The following is a 20,268-nucleotide window of genomic DNA, read 5'->3' on the forward strand; positions in this document are numbered from 1 at the left end:
TTTATTTATTAATTTTACAGTTCCAAAAACATGAACAATTCTAAAAAAGGTAAAAATTATGATTAAAGTATGTCTTGCAGACAATCATCCTGTGACTCACTTTGGCGTTAAGTCTTATTTTAAAGACCACGATCAAATTTCAATTGTTGCCAACGTAGGCAATTTTTCAATGGTTAGAGATATCCTTCAGACAAAGGAAATTGACATCCTAATTCTCGATCTAGAGCTGGAAGGGCTTTCGAGTATCTTCGAAGTGAAGTCGATTTTGAAAAATTTCCCAAAAACAAAAATTGTAATTTTTAGTGACCTCGCTGAACAAATGTACGCTCCAAATGCAATTAAAGCAGGAGTTTCCGGGTATGTGCACAAAACAGAAAAACTTGAAACTTTAGGTCTTTCTATCATTAAAGTACATGAAGGTAAAATTATCATCAACGAAACTGTACGTAAAAACATGGCTCTTATTGCTAAACAAAGCAAAAGTGAGCGTTTGTACAGAAAACTTTCGAATCGTGAGATCGAAGTATTACGTTACTTAAGTGATGGTAAGAAAAACAATGAAATCTCTAAAATCTTAAATCTGAACGAGAAAACGATCAGTACTTACAAACTAAGATTATTGACTAAATTAAACGTTACTAATTTAGTTGACTTAGTAAATAAGGCTAAGACTTTAGAAATTATTTAAATTAATGGTATCGCGACATTACTCGTCCTAGTTTTTTTGAAAACGAATTAACTAATTTCGAGTAATCAACAACCATAGACAAAAGCTCTGTATTATCTGTACTATCAGGTTTTATAGAGCTTTTTAATTCCTGGATGATTTTATCAACCAAAAACCAACGCATAGACATAATAGTTTCAGTAACATATTGTGCAATCGTTTCGTGCTTCATTTTCGAAAAGATATTCTGACCTTCCCAATCATGCAGTGTCACTCTTTCATCTTCCATTAAAATATCCGTTACTTCCTGAGCAAAATCAGGCTGTAAACGCATTAAATATTGTTCGAGACTAAATTTTTCATTCTGGTTAAAAAATCCAATTAAATCTGTAAAGATATCACGAAACAAATTATTAGACAGTTCAACCTCATCTTCCTGCAAACTCAAATAAATACGCTCATAAACTTTGTACTGCCTCTTTTCAGAAACCATTACAACTTCACCTTCGTCATTATTTTTTAAAAGTACATCTTCAAATTCTTCTGTTTTATCTCCGTAAAGCAATAAAATCTCAATTACTTTTCGCTCCAGGCGGTATAAAATATCAACTTTTTCTGTTGGTTCTGCTGCAAATCCCGGTTCACCCGGATAATAATCCTCTGGTGGCCCATTTCTTGGATCTTCCGGATCTCCTCCTGAATAACCTGTGTTTTGCGGGCTTTGATTTCTAAAAACTTCAAAAGGTTTCTGTTCCTGTTTTTGTTTTTTATTAACATCAGCAAGATCTTTTTGAATAAGCTGAGCCAAAGTACTCACAAGTACCTGCTCAGAAATATCCATAATTCTGGCACATTCCTGTGTATAAATTTCACGCTGAATACGATCGGGAATTTTCGAGATACTAACGACCATATCACGAATCAAATCGGCTTTTTTTATAGGATCGTTTTTAGCCTCTTTCATTAAAAGTGACGCCTTAAACTGTATAAAATCTTTACTGTTTTCATCTAAATAGGCAACTAGATCATCGTGAGACGTTTTTCGTGCAAAACTGTCCGGATCTTCTCCGTCAGGAAAAGCACAAACTCTCACGTTCATTCCTTCTTCCAGAATCAAATCGATTCCTCGAACAGAAGCACGTAATCCTGCAGCATCTCCATCAAAAAGAACTGTAATATTTCTTGTAAGACGATTTATTAAACGAATCTGATCCGGCGTTAAAGCTGTTCCTGATGAAGCTACAACATTTTCTATTCCGGCCTGATTGAATTGAATTACGTCTGTATAACCTTCTACCAGATAACAATTATTTTGCTTGGCGATCGATTGTTTGGCCTGAAAAATACCATAAAGTACTTTACTTTTATGGTAAATATCACTTTCCGGCGAGTTTAAGTACTTCGCCGCTTTTTTATCATTTGTTAAAATACGTCCTCCAAAACCTAAAACACGTCCGGACATACTTTCTATCGGGAACATAACACGACCTTTAAAACGGTCAAAAGGGCGATCTTCTCTAGGAATTGTCAAACCGGTACTTTCCAGAAATTCGAGCTTATAACCTTTACCTAAAGCTTCTTTTGTCAAAGCATCCCAGGTTTCCGGCGAATATCCTAAACTAAATTTTTTGATGGTTTCATTAGTAAAACCTCTTTCCTTAAAATATGAAAGTCCAATTGCTTTTCCTTCTTCTGAATTTAAAAGGGTTTTATGAAAATAATCCTTTGCAAATTCTGAAACCAGGTACATACTTTCACGAACATCCGTCATGGCTTTTTCAGCATCGGTTTGTTCTGTCTCTTCGATCTCGATATTGTATTTTCTGGCTAAATACCGAATGGCTTCAGGATAGGTAAACTGCGAATGTTCCATCAGGAATTTAACAGAGTTCCCTCCTTTTCCTGTACTAAAATCTTTCCAGATTCCTTTGGCAGGTGACACCATAAACGACGGAGAGCGTTCATCTGAGAACGGACTCAGTCCTTTGAAGTTACTCCCTGCACGTTTTAAATTAACATAATCACCGATAACCTCCTCTACACGAGCAGTTTCAAAAACAGAATCAATAGTAGCTTGTGAAATCAAAACGTAAAATATTTAAAAAATTTGAAGTCTGTAAAAGTACATAAATCAATCTTGAAATTTGGAGATTTCAAATAAAAAAAAGCGCTTCTTTCGAAGCACTTCTTTCACTAACTAATTAACTTTATTCTTAATTTAAATCAAGCCTCAATCCTAAAGAAATATTATTTTCTTTTACAGGATTATCCTTAAACAATGGGTTTAGATCATATTTTGCATACAAACTCAAAGCTTTGTAACCTACGTAAGAACTTAATCCGTAAATAAAATTATTTACATTGTAATCTCCTTTTATTGTTGTTTTATAATCTAGATCGTCCTGATCAAATTTTAAGATTTGTTTTGATTTTACATTGATTCCTGCATAACCACCAATCCCGAAACGGAAACTTTTATGTGTTCTAAAATAAGTCTTTCCGTTACTGACCTGTGGCTTAGAAAAATCAAACTCTAAATGTAACGGCAACACGACATAAACATTTCTAAAACGTGATTCGTCAAGATTAATCGCATTTGTTTGCAAAACTGTCTGATCACCGTTTACTACAAAACTTCTGTTATCTGTTGGGCGAATATTATTATACATCAATGATAGCCCGTATTTAGCATGCAATAAATTATCATTTTTCATTAATCTGGAGTTATAGGTAAAACCCCATTCGTAGAAATGCGAACCGATAAAACTGTAATTAGCATCCTGAAGTTTTCCATCTACCATCATGTTGTTTAAACCCATTGCAAATACAAATTGCGAAGTGGTTCTTTTTTCTCCATGAATTGAATCCTTATCTCTTTTGGGATCCCAGCGAATAACATAAATATGAGATGAATCCTGCTCTTTTATTTTTCCATCGACTTTTTGCTGCACTAAGTCATTAAGTTCATTTTGAGCTGCAGTTACTTTTTCCTCAATGATTATTGCTCTGGCTTCTGCTAATTCTTTTTTGCGTTTATCTGCTTGTTCCTGCGTAATTTTCCCTTCAGACAATTGAACGTTTACAGTTTCTACTTCTTCTTTCAAAGCTGCCTTTTCTTCTTTTGTAACCTTTTCTATTTTATTGGCAATTTTCTTTGCTTTTGATTCAAAGGTTTCCTGACCCAGAACCTTACTAACAAATAAGAAGACGAGGATAACAAGGTAAAGTGTAAAATTTTTCATGATTGATTTTTTTTTAAATTGATTGATGATTGATGATGATTATTTAATTATTAAATGCAAATTCTACATTCTATATTCATCGGGTTAAAACCCGACGCTACAATATGAATCGTTCCTCCGGAACTAAAATCTATATTCTTATTTCTTTCTTCTATTCTCTCTACTCCTGTTGATTTCGATTTGCCAAAGCCACTTTTACGGTTTGATAATTCTTATTTACTTTAGTAATCACTTTTTCCCTAAACGAAAGTTCTAATTCTCCATCGACCTGATTGAGGAGATCATTTGGATTGATCCTGATTTTTGATTTTGGCTTAACTGAATTTTCAGCTACTACAGTTTTTTCTGCCGTTTCTAATAATTGCTCTGCTGTTTCTTTTTTAGAAGTTTCAGCAACTGAAGTTTTACTATTGATTGTTTGTTTTTCCTGATTGTTTTTGATGATGATTGAAGACTCCGCTATTTGATTTGATTCATTTTTTATGGTTTTATTTAGTTTTACATTACGATTCTTTTCTTCTTTTGCTGGATTGGATATTGGCGCTTTTTCTGAAATTGCAACTTCTGTTTTATCAGAATCGATTACATCTAAAACTGGTTTTGCAACAGTATCTTTTTTTACTTGCTGTTCTATTACAACATTATTTTTTGGTGTTTCAACGATACTTTTCTTCTGATTAAAAAAGAATGTGCCAACTAATAGAAACCCAACGATACTTGCTGCGACATATAGCCATCTTTTTTTCGAAGCTTGTAGTGAGCGAAGTCGAACTATAGGCTTTGTTTTTTCTTCAGCAACGCTTAGCATTGCGTCTAATCGATCCCAGGCCTTATCACTTGGCTCGATAGTACGTTGATTTAGTTTTTCACGGAAATCCTTTTCAAAATTATTCGGTTCCATATTCTTGTTTTTTTAATGCATTAATCTGTGTTTGCAGCATTTTTCTTGCGTGCGATAATTGCGACTTCGATGTTCCCTCATTGATTCCTAACATCTTTGCAATCTCATTGTGTTTGTATCCTTCTATAGCATATAAATTGAAAACCATTTTATAACCGTCCGGCAAGGCATCTATTAAAAACTGAATTTGATCTATTGAAAACTGATTGTCAATTGCATTAAAGCTTTCTTCGATATAAATTTCATCTTCGGTAAATATTATTTTTTTCTGAACTCTTAAATACGAAATACACTCGTTCACCATAATTCTTCGAATCCAGCCTTCGAAACTTCCTTTGTGTTCAAATTTATTTAAGTTGGTAAACACTTTCATAAAAGCCGTAATCATTACATCTTCTGCCAATTGAATGTCTTTTATATACTGTCGACAAACACTAAGCATTTTCGAAGAAAACCGACTGTATATCTGCTGTTGTGCTTGTCGATTATTGTCGACAGCCAACTTTATAATTTCGGTTTCTTCTTGATGTAAACGGATAATTTTCATTAATAAGCCTTTGGTTTTTGGTTTAGTAACAGTCTTCTATTAGCATAGACGAGTGAAGTTATAAAATGGTTGCACGGAGAGGAAAAAAAAATCAATAAAAAAATACACATTCCAAAACAACAGGAACAAACAGCTGATTTACAACAAACTGAAACCGATTATTAAATTAAAAAAAAATCTAATTATCTTTTTTTTGGGCAAGATAATCTAAACCAGTCCCAATCGAAAACAAAAAAACCCTGCACTATTTTAAATACTGCAAGGTTTTCTTTGATAATGATATTTTAAAAACAACTGGTGACTGGCACATTTTACCAACCGCCGCCGCCGCCGCCTCCACCTCCACCTCCGGAGCTTCCGCCACCTGAACTTCCGCTGCTCCAGCTTCCACTGCTTCCGCTGGAACTACTGGATGAAGAACGTGATGATGCAGGAGGATTAGGGTTAACTGCCGCGCTGTTGACAGAATTTCCAAAACCGGACAAGAACATTGCTGGCTGTCTATAGAATGTATCATCGCCCTGATACCAAGCAGGATCGTATTTGGCCAATTCTAAAACTTCTTCAAATTGTTTTCCCCACTCTATCTCGACTCCTAATGCAATCGCATACGGAAATAATTTCTCGAATAATTGAGGCGTCAGTTCAGGAGGATTTAACATGTTCATTCGGTCTTTTTCTGCCGTTTGCAGATAGAGCTTAAATCCTTCCAATCTATGTAATGCCTCTGCGCCTTTTTCTGTATACTTTCCTAAAGTTTTTACATAAATTATATACATAAGAAAAACAACTCCAATAGCAATCATATGTACCGCGCTTAAAAAAGAAATCGAAGCAAAAAAGATAAATAATACCGCAGGTAAAATAAAGAAAGCCAAAATACCTCTCAAAACAAGCTGGCCAACGCCTATGTCTTTTTTTGTAAACCAATAAGTTAATCCCGAAACTGCAACGATCAATCCTGCATAAAATGGATAATTATAATATCCATTATTGTTAGAAAGCAACTGATAAGTAAGTCCTGCAATCAAAAAAACAGCAAAACCAATCCATTTTTTTCGGGTATTATTTTGATAATAGTCTTCTAAATTTATTTGTTTGTTTATTGTTTTAAGCCATTTAGAATATGCTTTTTCGAAAATCTTATAATTAGAGTCGGTTACTTTTATTTTATCTTTTTTTGTAAAACCGCTTATTATATCTGATTCTTCTATACTCAGAGCACTTGATTGCCTGTTTAAAACTTCTATCTCATAGGTATGTTTGTTTGTAAAAATACCATTTTCTGTGGTTGACAAAATTCTAATCGCACCTTTTACTGAAGCATTTATAAATGATGCCATATAGGTTTTATCAAGTATTTTTCTGTGATATACATATCCTATAATCGCAGGAGACCAATCAAAAGGCGGCATAAATTCAGGCATCACTGCTTTTTTAGCGGGATCTTTGCCGTATTTCTTCCAACTAAAAAAGAAGAAAAGTGCCATTCCTATTCCGTAAATACCGGTCCACAAATTTGTTTTTATTTGTTTATAAAAAGAAGCTGATTCCTGAAGAAAAGTAGGCGGATCAACAATTCCTTTAGCAAACGATGCCGCAACTGTCAATCCTTCATTTGCACTAAGCTGTACAGTTCCAAAACTGGCAACAGTATGATCATCATTTAAGGAACCAATGCAATTTGATTCTGTCGATCCTGACAATCCCGTATAACAATGGAAATTCTCGAATTTATTATTTTCTGATGGAAGTGAAATCTCGCAAGTTGCTTTATCGATCGGCAAATTCCAGCCATTTCCTGTTACATTCCAATACAACTCATCATATTGATCGAAATATCCAATCTGAAATGGAGCGGTATAACTAATTTCATAATCATATATACCACTTTGTAATTCAAGATCTTTGTTTCCTATATAAATTTTCCAGTCGCCTGATTCTTCTTTTGTAAAATACGACTCAGTCTTTCCATCTTTTTTTACGGAATTTATAGTGTATTGCACATCAATCTCATGACCATCTTTATCTTTTCTGGTCAATGGTAAAATTCTTAAAAGTCCGTGTCTAAAAATATTGCCTTCGGCATATATAGAGATTTTTTCGACAACATTAATATGACCTGATTTTTCGATTTTAATTTTAACATCAAAATTCAAAATTCTTTCCTGGGCTTGGGCCTGATAGAAGAATATAGAAAATAAAACGAAGAATATTTTTCTTAACAACATATTATAATACAATTTAAAACTGAACTTTTGGGGTTTCTCTCTGTTTTTCATCTTCTAATTCAAGGAAGTTTTTCTTAGGAAAACCAAAAGAATTAGCAACAATATTACCGGGAAATGATTCTACCGCAATATTATAATCTCTAACTGTTGCATTATAATATCGTTTTGATCTTTCTACTTCAGTTTCTATTTCGCTTAGTTCTTCCTGCAAACTCAGAAAATTTGTATTGGCTTTTAGATCAGGATAATTTTCTGCCAATGCAAAAATAGTTCCCACGGCATTCCCTAATTTTTTGTCTAATTGTAATTTTTCATCTTCACTGCCAGCATTCAAAGCCTGATTACGAAGATTTACAATATTAGCAAGTGTTTCTTTTTCGTGCGTTAAGTATCCTTTTACGGTTTCGACAAGATTAGGAATTAAATCAAATCGTTTTTTTAGAATAACATCTATTCCGCTTAATGCTTCTTCGAGCATATTGCGTTTAGAAACAAAACTATTATAGAGCACTATCAGGTAAATACCTATAATGACAACAATTGAAAGTATTACGAGTAAAATAATCATATTTCATTATTAAATTAGAATCGAATTTAACAATAAAAATATTAAAAATTGATTGTGGAATTATTTTTTTCTTTCTATAACGTAGTTGACCATCAAAATAAGGGCATCTTTAAATTCAGAATCAGGAAAATTCCTTAATAAAGAAAGCGCTTCTTGTTGAAATTCAACCATTTTGTTTTCGGCGTAAGTCAGACCATTATTATTTTTTACAAAAGCAATTACTTCTTTGACACGTTTTTTGTCTTTATTGTGGTTCTTTATGGAGTTTATCAACCACTTTTTTTCTTGCGGAGTACAAGTATTTAAGACATGAATCAAAGGCAGCGTCATTTTTTGCTCCTTAATATCTATTCCGGTTGGTTTGCCTATAGCTTCTTCGCTATAATCGAATAAGTCATCTTTGATTTGAAAAGCCATTCCGATAAGTTCACCAAACATTCTCATGTTTTCTACCTGAATATCATCTTCGATTACTGATTTTGCTCCAAGAGCACAACAAGCTGCAATAAGTGTAGCTGTTTTTTTTCGGATAATTTCATAATAAACATCCTCGGTAATATCTAGTCTTCGGGCTTTTTCTATTTGAAGTAATTCTCCTTCACTCATTTCGCGAACAGCAACTGAGATAATTCGGAGTAAATCGAAGTCACCATTATCTATAGAAAGCAATAATCCTTTAGACAATAAATAATCTCCCACTAAAACGGCAATTTTATTTTTCCAAAGTGCATTAATAGAGAAAAAACCGCGACGGCGATTACTGTCATCTACAACATCATCATGTACTAAAGTTGCTGTATGAATAAGCTCAATTACGGATGCTCCTCTATATGTTCTCTCATTTACAATACCTCCGGAAACCATTTTTGCTGTCAAAAAAACAAACATAGGACGCATTTGTTTTCCTTTTCGGTTTACTATATAATAAGTGATACGGTTCAGTAAAGCCACCTTAGAAGTCATCGATTCATGGAACTTTTTTTCAAAAAGTTCCATCTCGTGAAAGATAGGCTGTTTTATTTGAGAGGTAATATTCATTTCGATCCCAAATATACTATTTTAAATAAAAAAACGTTGTGTATTTTAAGTTAGTATAACAATAATTTAGTACTAATTAAAAAAAACTCTACCAGGATCATTTTTTTTAAAGCCTAATTTGAATTCATTATTTAAAAAGTAAAACTACGTAAACAATTTACTATGAAAACAAAATTTTTATTTATTGGACCATTAGCCGCTTTATCCTTTTTTATTAGCTGTAACTCTGATGAGAAAACAAACGAGGTAAAAACTACGGCAATCTCGAACGACGAAATTGTTGCTACTTCTAAAATTGATGCCTCGATTGAAGATATAACCAATATTGCCGACGATCAATTTAATGTTCAACAAAACAGCACTGCTAAATCTGGCGGAACTATAAAAAGTTTTCTTCCGGCTTGTGCCAAAATTACAACGGTCCTAACAAATAATACATGGACAAAAACTGTTGATTTTGGCGCTGAAGGCTGCACGCTTGACAATGGAAACATCATTAAAGGAAAAATGATTCTTTCATTTGCAAATGATCTCTCTGCTTCCAGCCAGACTATCAGCTATACTTTTGAAGGATTTTATCATAATGGCAAAAAACTTCAGGGAAATAAAAGTATTGTTCGAACTATAAAAACAACTAATCTATTTGCAACGGCACATCCGGTTTCGGCTGCAACTATAGATATGACTATTACTTTTGATGACGGAAAAGTGTACACTAGAAAAGGTGCTTTGGTAAAAGAGACGGTTCCCGGCTACGATACCTGGCTTAATTGGGAAGACAACGCTTATTTAGTTACCGGAACCGGATCGACTACTTTCCCAAACGGAGATGTTCTTTCAACTGAAATTACAACACCACTGGAATTTGAAGCCTCCTGCAAAAAACCATTTGCTGTAAAAGGAGTCGTTTCTGTAACTAAAAATGGAGCTACTGCTGTTATTGATTACGGAGATGGCAATTGTGATACGCTTGCAAAAATAACAAAGGATGGGACAACTACAGAAATTGAACTGAAAAAATAAATATCCTTTTTGCCCAAAAAAAAGCATTAAAAGCAAGAACCAGTCTCGTTTTTAATGCTTTTTTGTTGATATCTAAATACTAATTTATCCTTCTTTATTCGCTAATTGCCCGCAAGCAGCATCAATATCTTTACCTCGGCTACGACGTACTTTAACTACTACTCCAATGTTTTCCAATGCTTTTATATAAGCCATAATAGACTCTTCTGAAGCTTGCTGGAATTCTCCGTCATCAATTGGGTTATATTCAATTAAATTTACTTTGCATGGTACATATTTACAGAATTTAACCAAAGCGTCTATTGAAGCCTTATCGTCGTTGATTCCTTTCCAGACTACATATTCGTATGAAATTTTATTCTTCGTTTTTCTGTACCAATATTCTAATGACTCTCGTAAATCTGCCAACGGAAAGTTTTTACTAAAAGGCATGATACGCGCACGAATTTCATCTATGGCTGAATGTAAAGAAACTGCCAATTTGAATTTGACATCATCATCGGCCATTTTTTTAATCATTTTGGGTATTCCTGAAGTCGATACCATAATACGTTTTGGCGACATCCCCAAACCTTCAGGCGATGTAATCATATCAATGGCTTTAATTACATTGTTATAATTCATTAAAGGCTCTCCCATTCCCATAAAAACAATGTTCGAAAGCGGATGATTGTGGTACAAGCGACTTTCTTTATCGATTGCAATAACCTGATCGTAGATTTCTCCCGGTTCCAGATTTCGCATTCTTTTTAAACGTGAGGTAGCACAAAAATTACAATCTAAACTACAACCTACCTGACTTGAAACGCAAGCTGTTGTTCTGGTATCTGTGGGAATCAAAACAGATTCTACCACTAAACCATCGTGCAGCCTAACTGCGTTTTTTACTGTACCATCACTGCTGCGTTGCATTGTATCAACCTTTATATGATTGATTACAAAATTATCTTCGAGCATAGAACGAGTTGATTTGGCAACATTTGTCATATCCTCAAAACTATGTGCTCCCTTGCTCCATAACCATTCATAGACTTGATTGCCACGAAAAGCTTTGTCATTATTTTCGACAAAAAAATCGCGTAACTGATCTTTTGATAAGGCTCGTATGTCTTTTTTCTCAATTTGCATAGTGCAAAGTTAATCACTTTTGTCATTTTTTTTGACTTTTAGATGCTTTCTTAATCAAACCAATAAAATTTTGAAAGACTAATTAATTTTTTAAATGCGAATTGAATCTTAAAAAACGATCCAAAAATGCTTCTCTGCACCAAAAACAAAAAACAAGGCAGTTAATTATTAAACAAAAGAAGAATTAACTATCAAAACAAATATTTAAAGTAATACATTTACCACAAAATTATCCAACCACAAATTACTCCTCATTTTTGTATAAAAATCATCAACATGATTTTTATCATTCCATTTTCAATGTTTGCACAATAAATTTGATATCAGAAATCAAATTCAAATTATGATTCTATAAAAACTATTGAATTATAAACTTCTTCATTCATCTGATTAACCTATTACAATATCAAAATGAGAGCAATTAAATCAATTTTATTGACGGTGATTTTTACAACATTTTCACTACACACACAAGCACAAAGAAATTATACTGTAGCAAAATCAACTTTTGAAGTTTCGGGAACTTCAAACATACACGACTGGGTAATGAAATCTACAGAAGGTAGCGGAACAGCAAACCTGACAGCTAATGATTCTAAACTAATTAATATAAACGGTCTGACTATTACGCTATTAGCAGAAAGCATAAAAAGCAGCAAAACAAGTATGGATGATGTAGCCTATGTTACAATGGAAACTAAAACATACAAAAATATCAAGTACGTTTTAAAATCTGCTTCTAAATTAAATGAAACAACCTGGAACATAACAGGAACTTATACTATTGCAGGAACAAGCAAAGAATACAAAACTCAGGTTAATGTAATTGCCAGTAATGGAAATTTTATCCTTAAAGGATCTAACCAAATAACTTTTGCTGATTTTGGAATGTCTACTCCAACAGCAGCTCTTGGAGTTGTCAGAGCCGGAAAAGAACTAACTGTAATTTTCAACATTACTTTAAATGATCCTGCCAAAAATGATAATAATTTAGTTATTAAATAGTATTTAAATACTTCAATCATTTATTCTAAATATTGAACTTAATCCCCTCATAAAAACAGAAAACTACTATATCTTATTTATAGTAAAAGCTACATAAGGAACAGGTATTTTATTAAAAGCAGAAAAATTATAGCAATAATTTTTCTGCTTTTTTTTTGACTAAAAAGTTCCGAAAATCTGTAATTATTCAAAAATGATTCTACTCTGTTTAAAAACTATTCTAAGTTTTTAACCTTTTTAAGCAGTTTATCAAAAATGCAAACGATGTAGTTAGATAATACAATTTTAATAAAAATTTAACAATGACTTATATCATAATATTCTCTTAATGATCCCTCTAAATTTGATACAAGTTAATAAGGTAAACAATTAGTACTAACTTAAAATTGACTTAAGATTTTATAATTTTTTTTAAACAAACATGACAAAAAACAACAGCATTATGAAAACGACAAGAATAAAACTATTGGCATTAGTGGTTTCTTTTTTAGGAATAACTTCAATTGCAACTGCACAAAGAAATTACACATTAGATAGTAAATCTACATTTTCAGTTTCAGGTACATCAACATTACATGATTGGGAAATGAAATCAAGTTCAGCAACAGGAACTGCAAACCTGACAATCACAAACTTTAAACTAACTGAGATAGAATCGCTATCTATAACTCTTTTAGCAGAAAGTATTAAAAGCGAGAAAAAAAGCATGGACAAAGTAGCGTATGAAACTTTAAAAACCGACAAGAATAAAAGCATTAAATATGTTCTTAAATCTGCCGAAAAAGTAAACGAAACTACTTGGGAACTAACCGGGACTTATACAATTGCCGGAGTCAGCAAAGTACTTAAAACGACTGTAAAAACAACTGTAACAAAAGAAGGTCTGAACATACAGGGAACAAACAAAATCACTTTTACTGATTTTGGGATGAAATCTCCAACCGCAATGTTAGGCACCATCAAAACAGGTCAGGATTTGACTTTAAAATTTAATTTAAACTTTAATATATAATTATCATGAAAAAAATCTATCTACTATTTATAGCATTAGCAAGCACGTTTGCGGCAAATGCACAGCTTAGCTTTGGACATATTCAGAACCAGGTTCCTCGCGATCAAAGAGCTATCAATGTATTCGACGTTAGAAAAGATACAACTGCATATAAAGGTATTAGTGTTGACATAGGTGGTGCATTTGCATTACAATTTCAAGCTATAAATTCGTTCAATCACCAAGGAGATTTTACGGGAACACCAAATGCCGGATACAGATTAAACAATCTGACTAACGATTTTAATTTACCTAATGCTAATATGACAATAGGTGCACAATTAGCAGATGGGGTACGTGTAAATCTAGACCTTTATCTTGCTTCGAGACACCACCATGAGACTTGGGTACAAGGTGGATACTTACAAATTGATAAGTTAGATTTCATTAAAAAAGGTCTTCTTGAAGATGTTATGAAATATACTACCATCAAGATAGGTCAAATGGAAAACAATTATGGTGATGCGCACTTTAGAAGAAGTAATAACGCTTATACTATCACAAACCCTTTTATTGGCAATAATATCATGGATGCTTTTACTACTGAAATGGGAGCTGAAATTTACTATAACAGAAGCGGTTTTGTAAGTATGATTGGAGTAACAAACTCTAAATTAAATCAAAACGTACAAGAAATTATTCCTGGACCTACTACTGCAATTACTCCAGATCAAAATACGACTGTCAGCCCTACGATTTTGGCTAAACTAGGTTGGGACAAACAAGTTGATACTGATTTAAGAATCAGACTTACCGGATCTTATTATCATACAGCAAACTCAAGCGGAAACTTATATTCTTCAGACAGAGCAGGAAGCCGTTTTTATAGTGTTATGACTCACGCCGGTACAATTGGTTACCCAGCTAGTAATATTTTAGATTCTGAAAGTAATAAAGATACCGGGAGATTTAATCCGGGATTTGGCAACTGGGCTACATCATATATGATCAACCCGTTTGTAAAATATAAAGGTTTTGAATTCTTTGGTACTCTTGAATTTGCTTCAGGAGGTGATTATAAAGGAACAGATGATACACGTAATGTCAACCAATATGTTGGAGATTTAGTATACCGTTTTGGAAGCCACGAAAATTTATATGTTGGTGCTAAATACAACTTAGTAGATGGTAAATTAAGAAATAGTGATGCTGAGGCTGTTCAGGTAAACAGATTTGAAGCTGCAGCAGGTTGGTTTATGACTAAAAATATTTTGGCAAAACTTTCATACGTACAACAGAATTACAAAAACTACCAACAGTTTGGAAACGTAGGCGGAGTTTCAATGCCAAATGATTTTTACGGAGGAAAATTTGAAGGACTAATGTTTGAAGCGACAATTTCATTCTAAAAAAGATGAACACAAGATTTTCAATCTTAATTATGGGTTTAGCAGTTTTATTTTTTTTCGGAAGTGCTAAACCCACTTTTTCAGCAGAAGATACAATCTTGGTAATAAATAAAGTTAAAATAGAAATTACCGGAGTATCTACAGTAGGCAAATACAATTGTTCGAATACATTTTTGAAGAGAGATACCCTTTTTTTGAATTCAAACAAAAAAAATATCTTTAATACTGAAATCAAAATGTCTCAATTTGATTGTGGAAACAAAATCATGACTAAAGATTTACAGGGAACTGTAAAAATTAAACAATTCCCTAACAGTACTGTAACGATCACAGATGTAAAACCATTTGGTAAAAATTACAAATGTAACCTTACCTTTTTAATCACTAATAAAACACTTAAATACAAAGATTTCATATTATACGGCTCTGATAATAATATTCATGGATCACTTGATTTAAATTTTTCTGATATTGAGTTACAAGCGCCCGTTAAAATGGCCGGCTTAATAAAAGTCAGAGATGAAATCGTAATTAATTTTAGTTTATATAAAAACTAAAGGATTACAAATCTTCTGTTTTTTTTTTAAAATATTTTCATGTTTTTTTTATTTAATACCCTGAAAAGGTACCTCAGTTTGAGGTACCTTTTTGATTTAGAAAAAAAACGAAACTATAATTTTATGTTTATAAAAACTTGGCACGAGAATTGCCTAGCTCTTAAAAGAAAAATAATCTTACAAAGAGCTCAATCATTTTTAAATATGTATCTTTATTTTTCAGCTTTATAACCTTTTAATTTTAATAACCTTAAAAAAATCAATTATCATGAAAAAACAAATTCTAAGCTTAGCTGTTATCGCTTTATTGGCATTCGCTGTTCAATCTTGTAAAAAAGAAGAACCAAAATTAACAGAAGAAGAATTAACTCTTGGAAACAAAGTTGATACTTTGGCAACAGACGTTAAAGAAATCAAGGACAGCGCGGTAACCAAAACTGAAGGTGCTGCACAAGACGTTAAGGATGCTACTAAAAAAGCAGCCGATGATGTTGAAAACGCTGCTAAAAAAACGGCTACTGACGTAAAAGACGCTACAAAAAAAGGCGCTGAGAAAGTAGAAAATGCTGCTAAAGTTGCTAAAGACGGAACAGTAAAAACTGCTAAAGAAGTTAATGAAGCTTTGAAAAAGTAATTTCTCTTAAAATTCAAAATTGAACCACTCGTTACAACGGGTGGTTTTTTTTTATGCAAAAAAGTGAATGAATATTTTTTGTATTTTTACAATCAAATTTAGAAGACTACAACATGCATTTTATATCACAAGAACTAGAAGACTATATCGAACAACATTCTGAAAAAGAGCCGGAATTATTAGCGAAACTAAACAAAGAAACGTATCAGAAAATACTTTTGCCAAGAATGTTAAGCGGACATTTTCAGGGACGTGTTCTCAGTATGTTGTCTAAATTGATTCGTCCGGTGAATATTCTTGAAATTGGTACTTATACAGGCTATGCTGCCTTGTGTTTGTGTGAAGGAATGCAAGAAAGCGGGCAATTGCATACTATTGATATTAAAGAAGAATTGGTTGATTTTCAGAGAAAATATTTTGACGCTTCGCCTTGGGGAAAACAAATTTTTCAGCATTTAGGAGAAGCTGTTACTATTATTCCAAATCTGGATGTGAAATTTGATTTAGTTTTCATAGACGCTGACAAAGAAAACTATCTGAATTATTGGGAAATGATTGTTCCTAAAATGAATAAGGGCGGAATCATTTTATCTGATAATGTTTTATGGAGCGGTAAAATCCTTGAACCTGTTCATCCCAATGATGTGAGTACAAAAGTACTTTTAGAATATAACTTGCTTTTGAAAAATGATCCCAGAGTAGAGACGGTCTTATTACCAATTCGTGATGGTTTGACGGTTAGTCGGGTGCTTTAGTCACATCTTGTTCAGTTCACACAAGAAACTCGACAAAGATTGGCGAATATCTGAACGGAAATACTAGTGTGATCTCTCCTTCGTCGAGATGACAAACTTTGTGGTTACTTCTCTATTTACCCATTCTTTAACTTAATGATATTGTTCTTTAACCAGAGGTAAATAGATCGAATTAAAAAAGGCTTTAGCCAAAACGTAACGTTTTGGCTAAAGCCTTTTATTTTGTTTTGAATTCCCAGCTCTCCGGTTAAGGCAGAAGACGATTCAATAAATAACTCCTAAAAATTACCCTGGAAAATATTGAGGTTTTAGTTTTCTGTAAACCAAATAAATCAAAAATCCGAAAAGTGCTCCAAAGAAATAACCTGTAAGGATGTCTCCCGGATAATGCAATCCTAAGTAAATTCTACTGTAAGCAAAAATTAACGGCCATAAAAACAAGAATCCTAAATACTTGAAATGGCGTTTTAGAACCAGAAACAAGAAAGTAGCAACTGCCATTGTATTCGCTGCATGTCCTGAAAAGAAACTATATGATTTTCTGACTTGAACTACACGAATAAACGAATTGATTTCGGGATTATTACAAGGACGCAAACGCTGAAAAGTGTATTTAAACAAATTCGTTGCCTGATCTGTAAAAGCAATCAAAACCGCGATAAACAGTAGTAAATATAAGGTTTGCTTTCCCCCTATTTTTTTATAAATAAGATAAAACAACAGTATGAAAAATGGGGTCCAATATAACTGATTGGTGATTATAAGCCAAAGTTTATCGTATGTTTCAGAACCTAAACCATTAAGATATACCAAGAGACTGGTATCTAATTCTTTTATTTTTTCGAGCATTACATTTGGCGTTTTACAGGTCCTGAGATAGAATCAATATCTTCTTTTACTTTATCTATTTCTGTGGGCGTATCACCTAACAAATTTGAAGTTAGATTTGTAGTATCTCCTAACAGGTTCGTTTTGGCATCATTAATCTGAGCATTGATATTACCTGTTATACTATTCAGAGAATTGGCATCAAGGCCATTCGCTTCAGCTCCTTTTTGAATTTCGCTTTTAATATCGTTGGTTGCATTTTTTAATTGCGCCATTGCTTTACCCATTGTGCGGGCAATTTCAGGCACTTTGTCTGAACCAAAAAGCATTAACACTATAAACAGTATAAAAACTAATTCTCCTCCTCCTATACCAAACATATCTTTTATTTTTGTGTGTTACAAAGATATTAAATTTTGCAACTGACAACTTTAAAATTTACTTAAAAAAAAAAGACTCTTTTCAGAGTCTTTAAGTGTATTATTGATCAAATTTTGATTTCACTTCAACTTTTGGCCAGGAGTTATTGGTTACATCAATATCTGCTGTCATTAATTTTGGATCTATCTGAATGCTTTTTATTGCTTTTGAAGTTGCATAAACTTTCTTAGCTGTATCATTATTTTTTCTCCAGATTTGGGCCGGATATTGATAATTATCTTTCGTTCCGTCTTCATAGGTAATTTCAACAATAATTGGCATAATCATTCCGCCCGGCTTGTTAAATTCTACTTCATAGAAATATTTAGGCGTTTTAATTTCTGCTTTTTCCTCAGCAGTAAAAGTCTCATTGATATAATCCGCCAATGGCTTTACATCTTCAACTTTTAATGGCTTTTTCTTAGACGCATTTACCTCAGCATTATCTCCGGCAACTAAATACACGAATGGTCCTTTCTCAAAACCAAAACGTCCTTTTCTCACCTTTACATCTTTAATATCAGCTGTTGGAGTATCAGAAACGTAGTATTGTTTTACATCTTTGATTCCTATATCTACAAAATCAGTTGAATAAAACCAGCCTCTAAAAAACCAGTCTAAATCTACTGCCGAAGCATCTTCCATAGTTCTAAAGAAATCCTCAGGAGTTGGATGTTTAAATTTCCATCTGTTTGCATATGTTTTAAAAGCATAATCAAACAATTCTCTTCCCATTACTACTTCTCTTAAAATATTAAGACCTGTAGCGGGTTTTCCGTAGGCATTATTTCCAAATTGATGAATCGTTTCAGAGTTTGACATAATTGGCTCTAAAAACTTTTGGTCTCCGCTCATATAAGGAACAATATTTTTTGCAGGACCACGTCTTGAAGGAAAATTTGGATCTAATTCCTGTTCTGCAAGATATTCTAAAAACGAATTTAAACCTTCGTCCATCCAGCTCCATTGACGCTCATCTGAGTTTACAATCATTGGAAAGAAATTATGTCCTACTTCGTGAATTACCACACCAATCATTCCGTTTTTAATCTCTTTACTAGTTACTCCATTTTCGTCAGGACGACCAAAATTCCAACAAATCATTGGATATTCCATCCCCTGATCTTCTGCAGAAACTGATACTGCTTTTGGATAAGGATAATCGAAAGTACGAGCTGAATAACTTCTTAAAGTATGCGCCACAGTCATGGTCGAAGTTTCTCCCCAAAGCGGATTTGCTTCTTTTGGATAAACAGATTCAGCCATTACCACTTTATTTCCAATCTTTACGGCCATTGCATCGTAAATAAACTTTCTTGAAGAAGCAATTCCAAAATCACGTACATTTTTAGCACTAAATTTCCATGTTTTTTTCTTATCAGAAAAACCTTTTTCCGCTGCCTCAGCTTCAGCTTGTGTTACAATTACAACGGGTTTATCAAATGATTTCTGAGCCTGTTCGTAACGTTTTACCTGTTCTGGCGTAAAAACTTCACTTCTGTTTGTCAGTTCTCCCGTAGCATCAATTACGTGATCCGCAGGAACTGTAATATTTACATCAAAATTACCAAATGGTAATGCAAATTCTCCGCTTCCCCAGAACTGCATATTTTGCCAGCCTTCAACATCATTGTAAACGGCCATTCTTGGATAAAACTGAGCAATTACATATAATTTATTTCCGTCTTTCTCAAACGATTCATAACCGGAACGTCCGCCACCTTCTTTTCTGTAATTATTAATATTGTACCACCATTTTATAGCCATCGAAATTTTCTCTCCTGGCTTTAATGGAGTAACCAGATTAATACGCATCATGGTTTCGTTGATTGTATAAGACATTGGGTTGCCTTTTGCATCCTTAACATATTCAATATTAAAACCGCGTTCTAAATCTTTTTTCAAATATTTACCTGAGAAACTTTCAAGAGGCAAAACCTGATTAATTTTTTCACTTTCTGCAAGTGATGTCTGGGTCTTTGCCTTTGCCTGATTCTGATCTAACTGAATCCACAGATAATCTAAACTATCCGGAGAATTGTTTGAATAGGTGATTACCTCAGAACCATTTATTTTTGAATTTTTATCATCTAATTCAATATCAATTTTATAATCTGCCTGTTGTTGATAATACGCCGGTCCCGGAGCTCCAGATGCTGTACGAAACATATTAGGCGTTGCTAGCAAATCATACATTTGACTGAATTTGTTAGTATCGTATTTCCCTTGCTGTTTTGGAGCAACTGTTTTGTCCTGAGCGATTAAAATCGCAGGAAAAATCAATAATAATGAAAGTTTTTTCATAAATTTTTAATGGTAATTTT

General features: G+C 33.2%; 19 protein-coding genes. 8 read left to right on the top strand and 11 right to left on the bottom strand.

The window, feature by feature from the left end; translation table 11 throughout:
• Positions 1–58 precede the first annotated feature (58 nt).
• Complete coding sequence (locus NJT12_RS13930) at positions 59–688, top strand: response regulator transcription factor (protein WP_026730588.1); 630 nt, start codon at positions 59–61, stop codon at positions 686–688.
• A 1-nt stretch (position 689) separates the two neighbouring features.
• Here NJT12_RS13930 and dnaG read toward each other — a convergent pair whose 3' ends face one another.
• From dnaG to NJT12_RS13965, 7 genes are all read right to left on the bottom strand, one after another.
• On the bottom strand, positions 690–2,753 hold the full coding sequence (dnaG, locus tag NJT12_RS13935; RefSeq protein WP_271336530.1) for a DNA primase: 2,064 nt from the start codon (positions 2,751–2,753) through the stop codon (positions 690–692).
• Between the two features lie 127 nt (positions 2,754–2,880).
• On the bottom strand, positions 2,881–3,909 hold the full coding sequence (locus NJT12_RS13940; RefSeq protein ID WP_271336531.1) for a hypothetical protein: 1,029 nt from the start codon (positions 3,907–3,909) through the stop codon (positions 2,881–2,883).
• A gap of 160 nt (positions 3,910–4,069) precedes the next feature.
• Positions 4,070–4,810, bottom strand: coding sequence for a hypothetical protein (locus NJT12_RS13945; RefSeq protein WP_271336532.1), 741 nt, complete (start codon positions 4,808–4,810; stop codon positions 4,070–4,072).
• A complete protein-coding gene (locus NJT12_RS13950; RefSeq protein WP_271336533.1) occupies positions 4,797–5,357 on the bottom strand; it encodes an RNA polymerase sigma factor in 561 nt (186 codons plus the stop codon). Before NJT12_RS13950 ends, NJT12_RS13945 begins: the two co-directional genes overlap by 14 nt.
• Positions 5,358–5,668: 311 nt before the next feature.
• Positions 5,669–7,588: a DUF2207 domain-containing protein gene (locus NJT12_RS13955; protein ID WP_271336534.1), complete on the bottom strand. Its 1,920-nt coding sequence runs from the start codon at positions 7,586–7,588 to the stop codon at positions 5,669–5,671.
• A gap of 13 nt (positions 7,589–7,601) precedes the next feature.
• The gene (locus tag NJT12_RS13960) at positions 7,602–8,156 is read right to left on the bottom strand and encodes a LemA family protein (RefSeq protein WP_271336535.1); all 555 of its coding nucleotides are present in this window, start codon (positions 8,154–8,156) and stop codon (positions 7,602–7,604) included.
• A gap of 60 nt (positions 8,157–8,216) precedes the next feature.
• The gene (locus tag NJT12_RS13965; protein ID WP_271336536.1) at positions 8,217–9,194 is read right to left on the bottom strand and encodes a polyprenyl synthetase family protein; all 978 of its coding nucleotides are present in this window, start codon (positions 9,192–9,194) and stop codon (positions 8,217–8,219) included.
• Between the two features lie 162 nt (positions 9,195–9,356).
• On the opposite strand from NJT12_RS13965, the gene NJT12_RS13970 reads away from it, so the two are divergent.
• A complete protein-coding gene (locus tag NJT12_RS13970) occupies positions 9,357–10,217 on the top strand; it encodes a hypothetical protein (protein WP_271336537.1) in 861 nt (286 codons plus the stop codon).
• A gap of 84 nt (positions 10,218–10,301) precedes the next feature.
• Here NJT12_RS13970 and rlmN read toward each other — a convergent pair whose 3' ends face one another.
• The gene (gene rlmN, locus NJT12_RS13975; RefSeq protein WP_271336538.1) at positions 10,302–11,345 is read right to left on the bottom strand and encodes a dual-specificity RNA methyltransferase RlmN; all 1,044 of its coding nucleotides are present in this window, start codon (positions 11,343–11,345) and stop codon (positions 10,302–10,304) included.
• Positions 11,346–11,756: 411 nt separating this feature from the next.
• Here rlmN and NJT12_RS13980 point away from each other — a divergent pair, with 411 nt between their 5' ends.
• The 6 genes from NJT12_RS13980 to NJT12_RS14005 all read left to right on the top strand — a co-directional run bounded on the left by NJT12_RS13980 (position 11,757) and on the right by NJT12_RS14005 (position 16,696).
• On the top strand, positions 11,757–12,350 hold the full coding sequence (locus tag NJT12_RS13980) for a YceI family protein (RefSeq protein WP_271336539.1): 594 nt from the start codon (positions 11,757–11,759) through the stop codon (positions 12,348–12,350).
• 442 nt (positions 12,351–12,792) lie between these two features.
• Positions 12,793–13,362, top strand: a complete 570-nt coding sequence (locus NJT12_RS13985; RefSeq protein ID WP_271336540.1) for a YceI family protein — start codon at positions 12,793–12,795, stop codon at positions 13,360–13,362.
• Positions 13,363–13,367: 5 nt separating this feature from the next.
• Positions 13,368–14,750, top strand: coding sequence for a hypothetical protein (locus NJT12_RS13990; RefSeq protein WP_271336541.1), 1,383 nt, complete (start codon positions 13,368–13,370; stop codon positions 14,748–14,750).
• Positions 14,751–14,755: 5 nt separating this feature from the next.
• Positions 14,756–15,307: a hypothetical protein gene (locus NJT12_RS13995; RefSeq protein ID WP_271336542.1), complete on the top strand. Its 552-nt coding sequence runs from the start codon at positions 14,756–14,758 to the stop codon at positions 15,305–15,307.
• Between the two features lie 268 nt (positions 15,308–15,575).
• Complete coding sequence (locus NJT12_RS14000; RefSeq protein ID WP_271336543.1) at positions 15,576–15,941, top strand: hypothetical protein; 366 nt, start codon at positions 15,576–15,578, stop codon at positions 15,939–15,941.
• Positions 15,942–16,054: 113 nt separating this feature from the next.
• Positions 16,055–16,696 (top strand): O-methyltransferase, encoded by a 642-nt coding sequence (locus tag NJT12_RS14005; RefSeq protein WP_271336544.1) that lies wholly within the window; start codon positions 16,055–16,057, stop codon positions 16,694–16,696.
• A 285-nt stretch (positions 16,697–16,981) separates the two neighbouring features.
• Here NJT12_RS14005 and NJT12_RS14010 read toward each other — a convergent pair whose 3' ends face one another.
• From NJT12_RS14010 to NJT12_RS14020, 3 genes are all read right to left on the bottom strand, one after another.
• On the bottom strand, positions 16,982–17,545 hold the full coding sequence (locus tag NJT12_RS14010; RefSeq protein WP_271336545.1) for a phosphatase PAP2 family protein: 564 nt from the start codon (positions 17,543–17,545) through the stop codon (positions 16,982–16,984).
• Positions 17,545–17,904 (bottom strand): Sec-independent protein translocase subunit TatA/TatB, encoded by a 360-nt coding sequence (locus tag NJT12_RS14015; protein ID WP_271336546.1) that lies wholly within the window; start codon positions 17,902–17,904, stop codon positions 17,545–17,547. The genes NJT12_RS14010 and NJT12_RS14015 overlap by 1 nt, the downstream gene beginning before the upstream one ends.
• Positions 17,905–18,004: 100 nt before the next feature.
• Complete coding sequence (locus NJT12_RS14020) at positions 18,005–20,248, bottom strand: M1 family metallopeptidase (RefSeq protein ID WP_271336547.1); 2,244 nt, start codon at positions 20,246–20,248, stop codon at positions 18,005–18,007.
• Positions 20,249–20,268: the final 20 nt, after the last annotated feature.

It is taken from the genome of Flavobacterium azizsancarii, from assembly GCF_027980145.1.
GTDB classification, from domain to species: Bacteria; Bacteroidota; Bacteroidia; order Flavobacteriales; family Flavobacteriaceae; genus Flavobacterium; species Flavobacterium azizsancarii.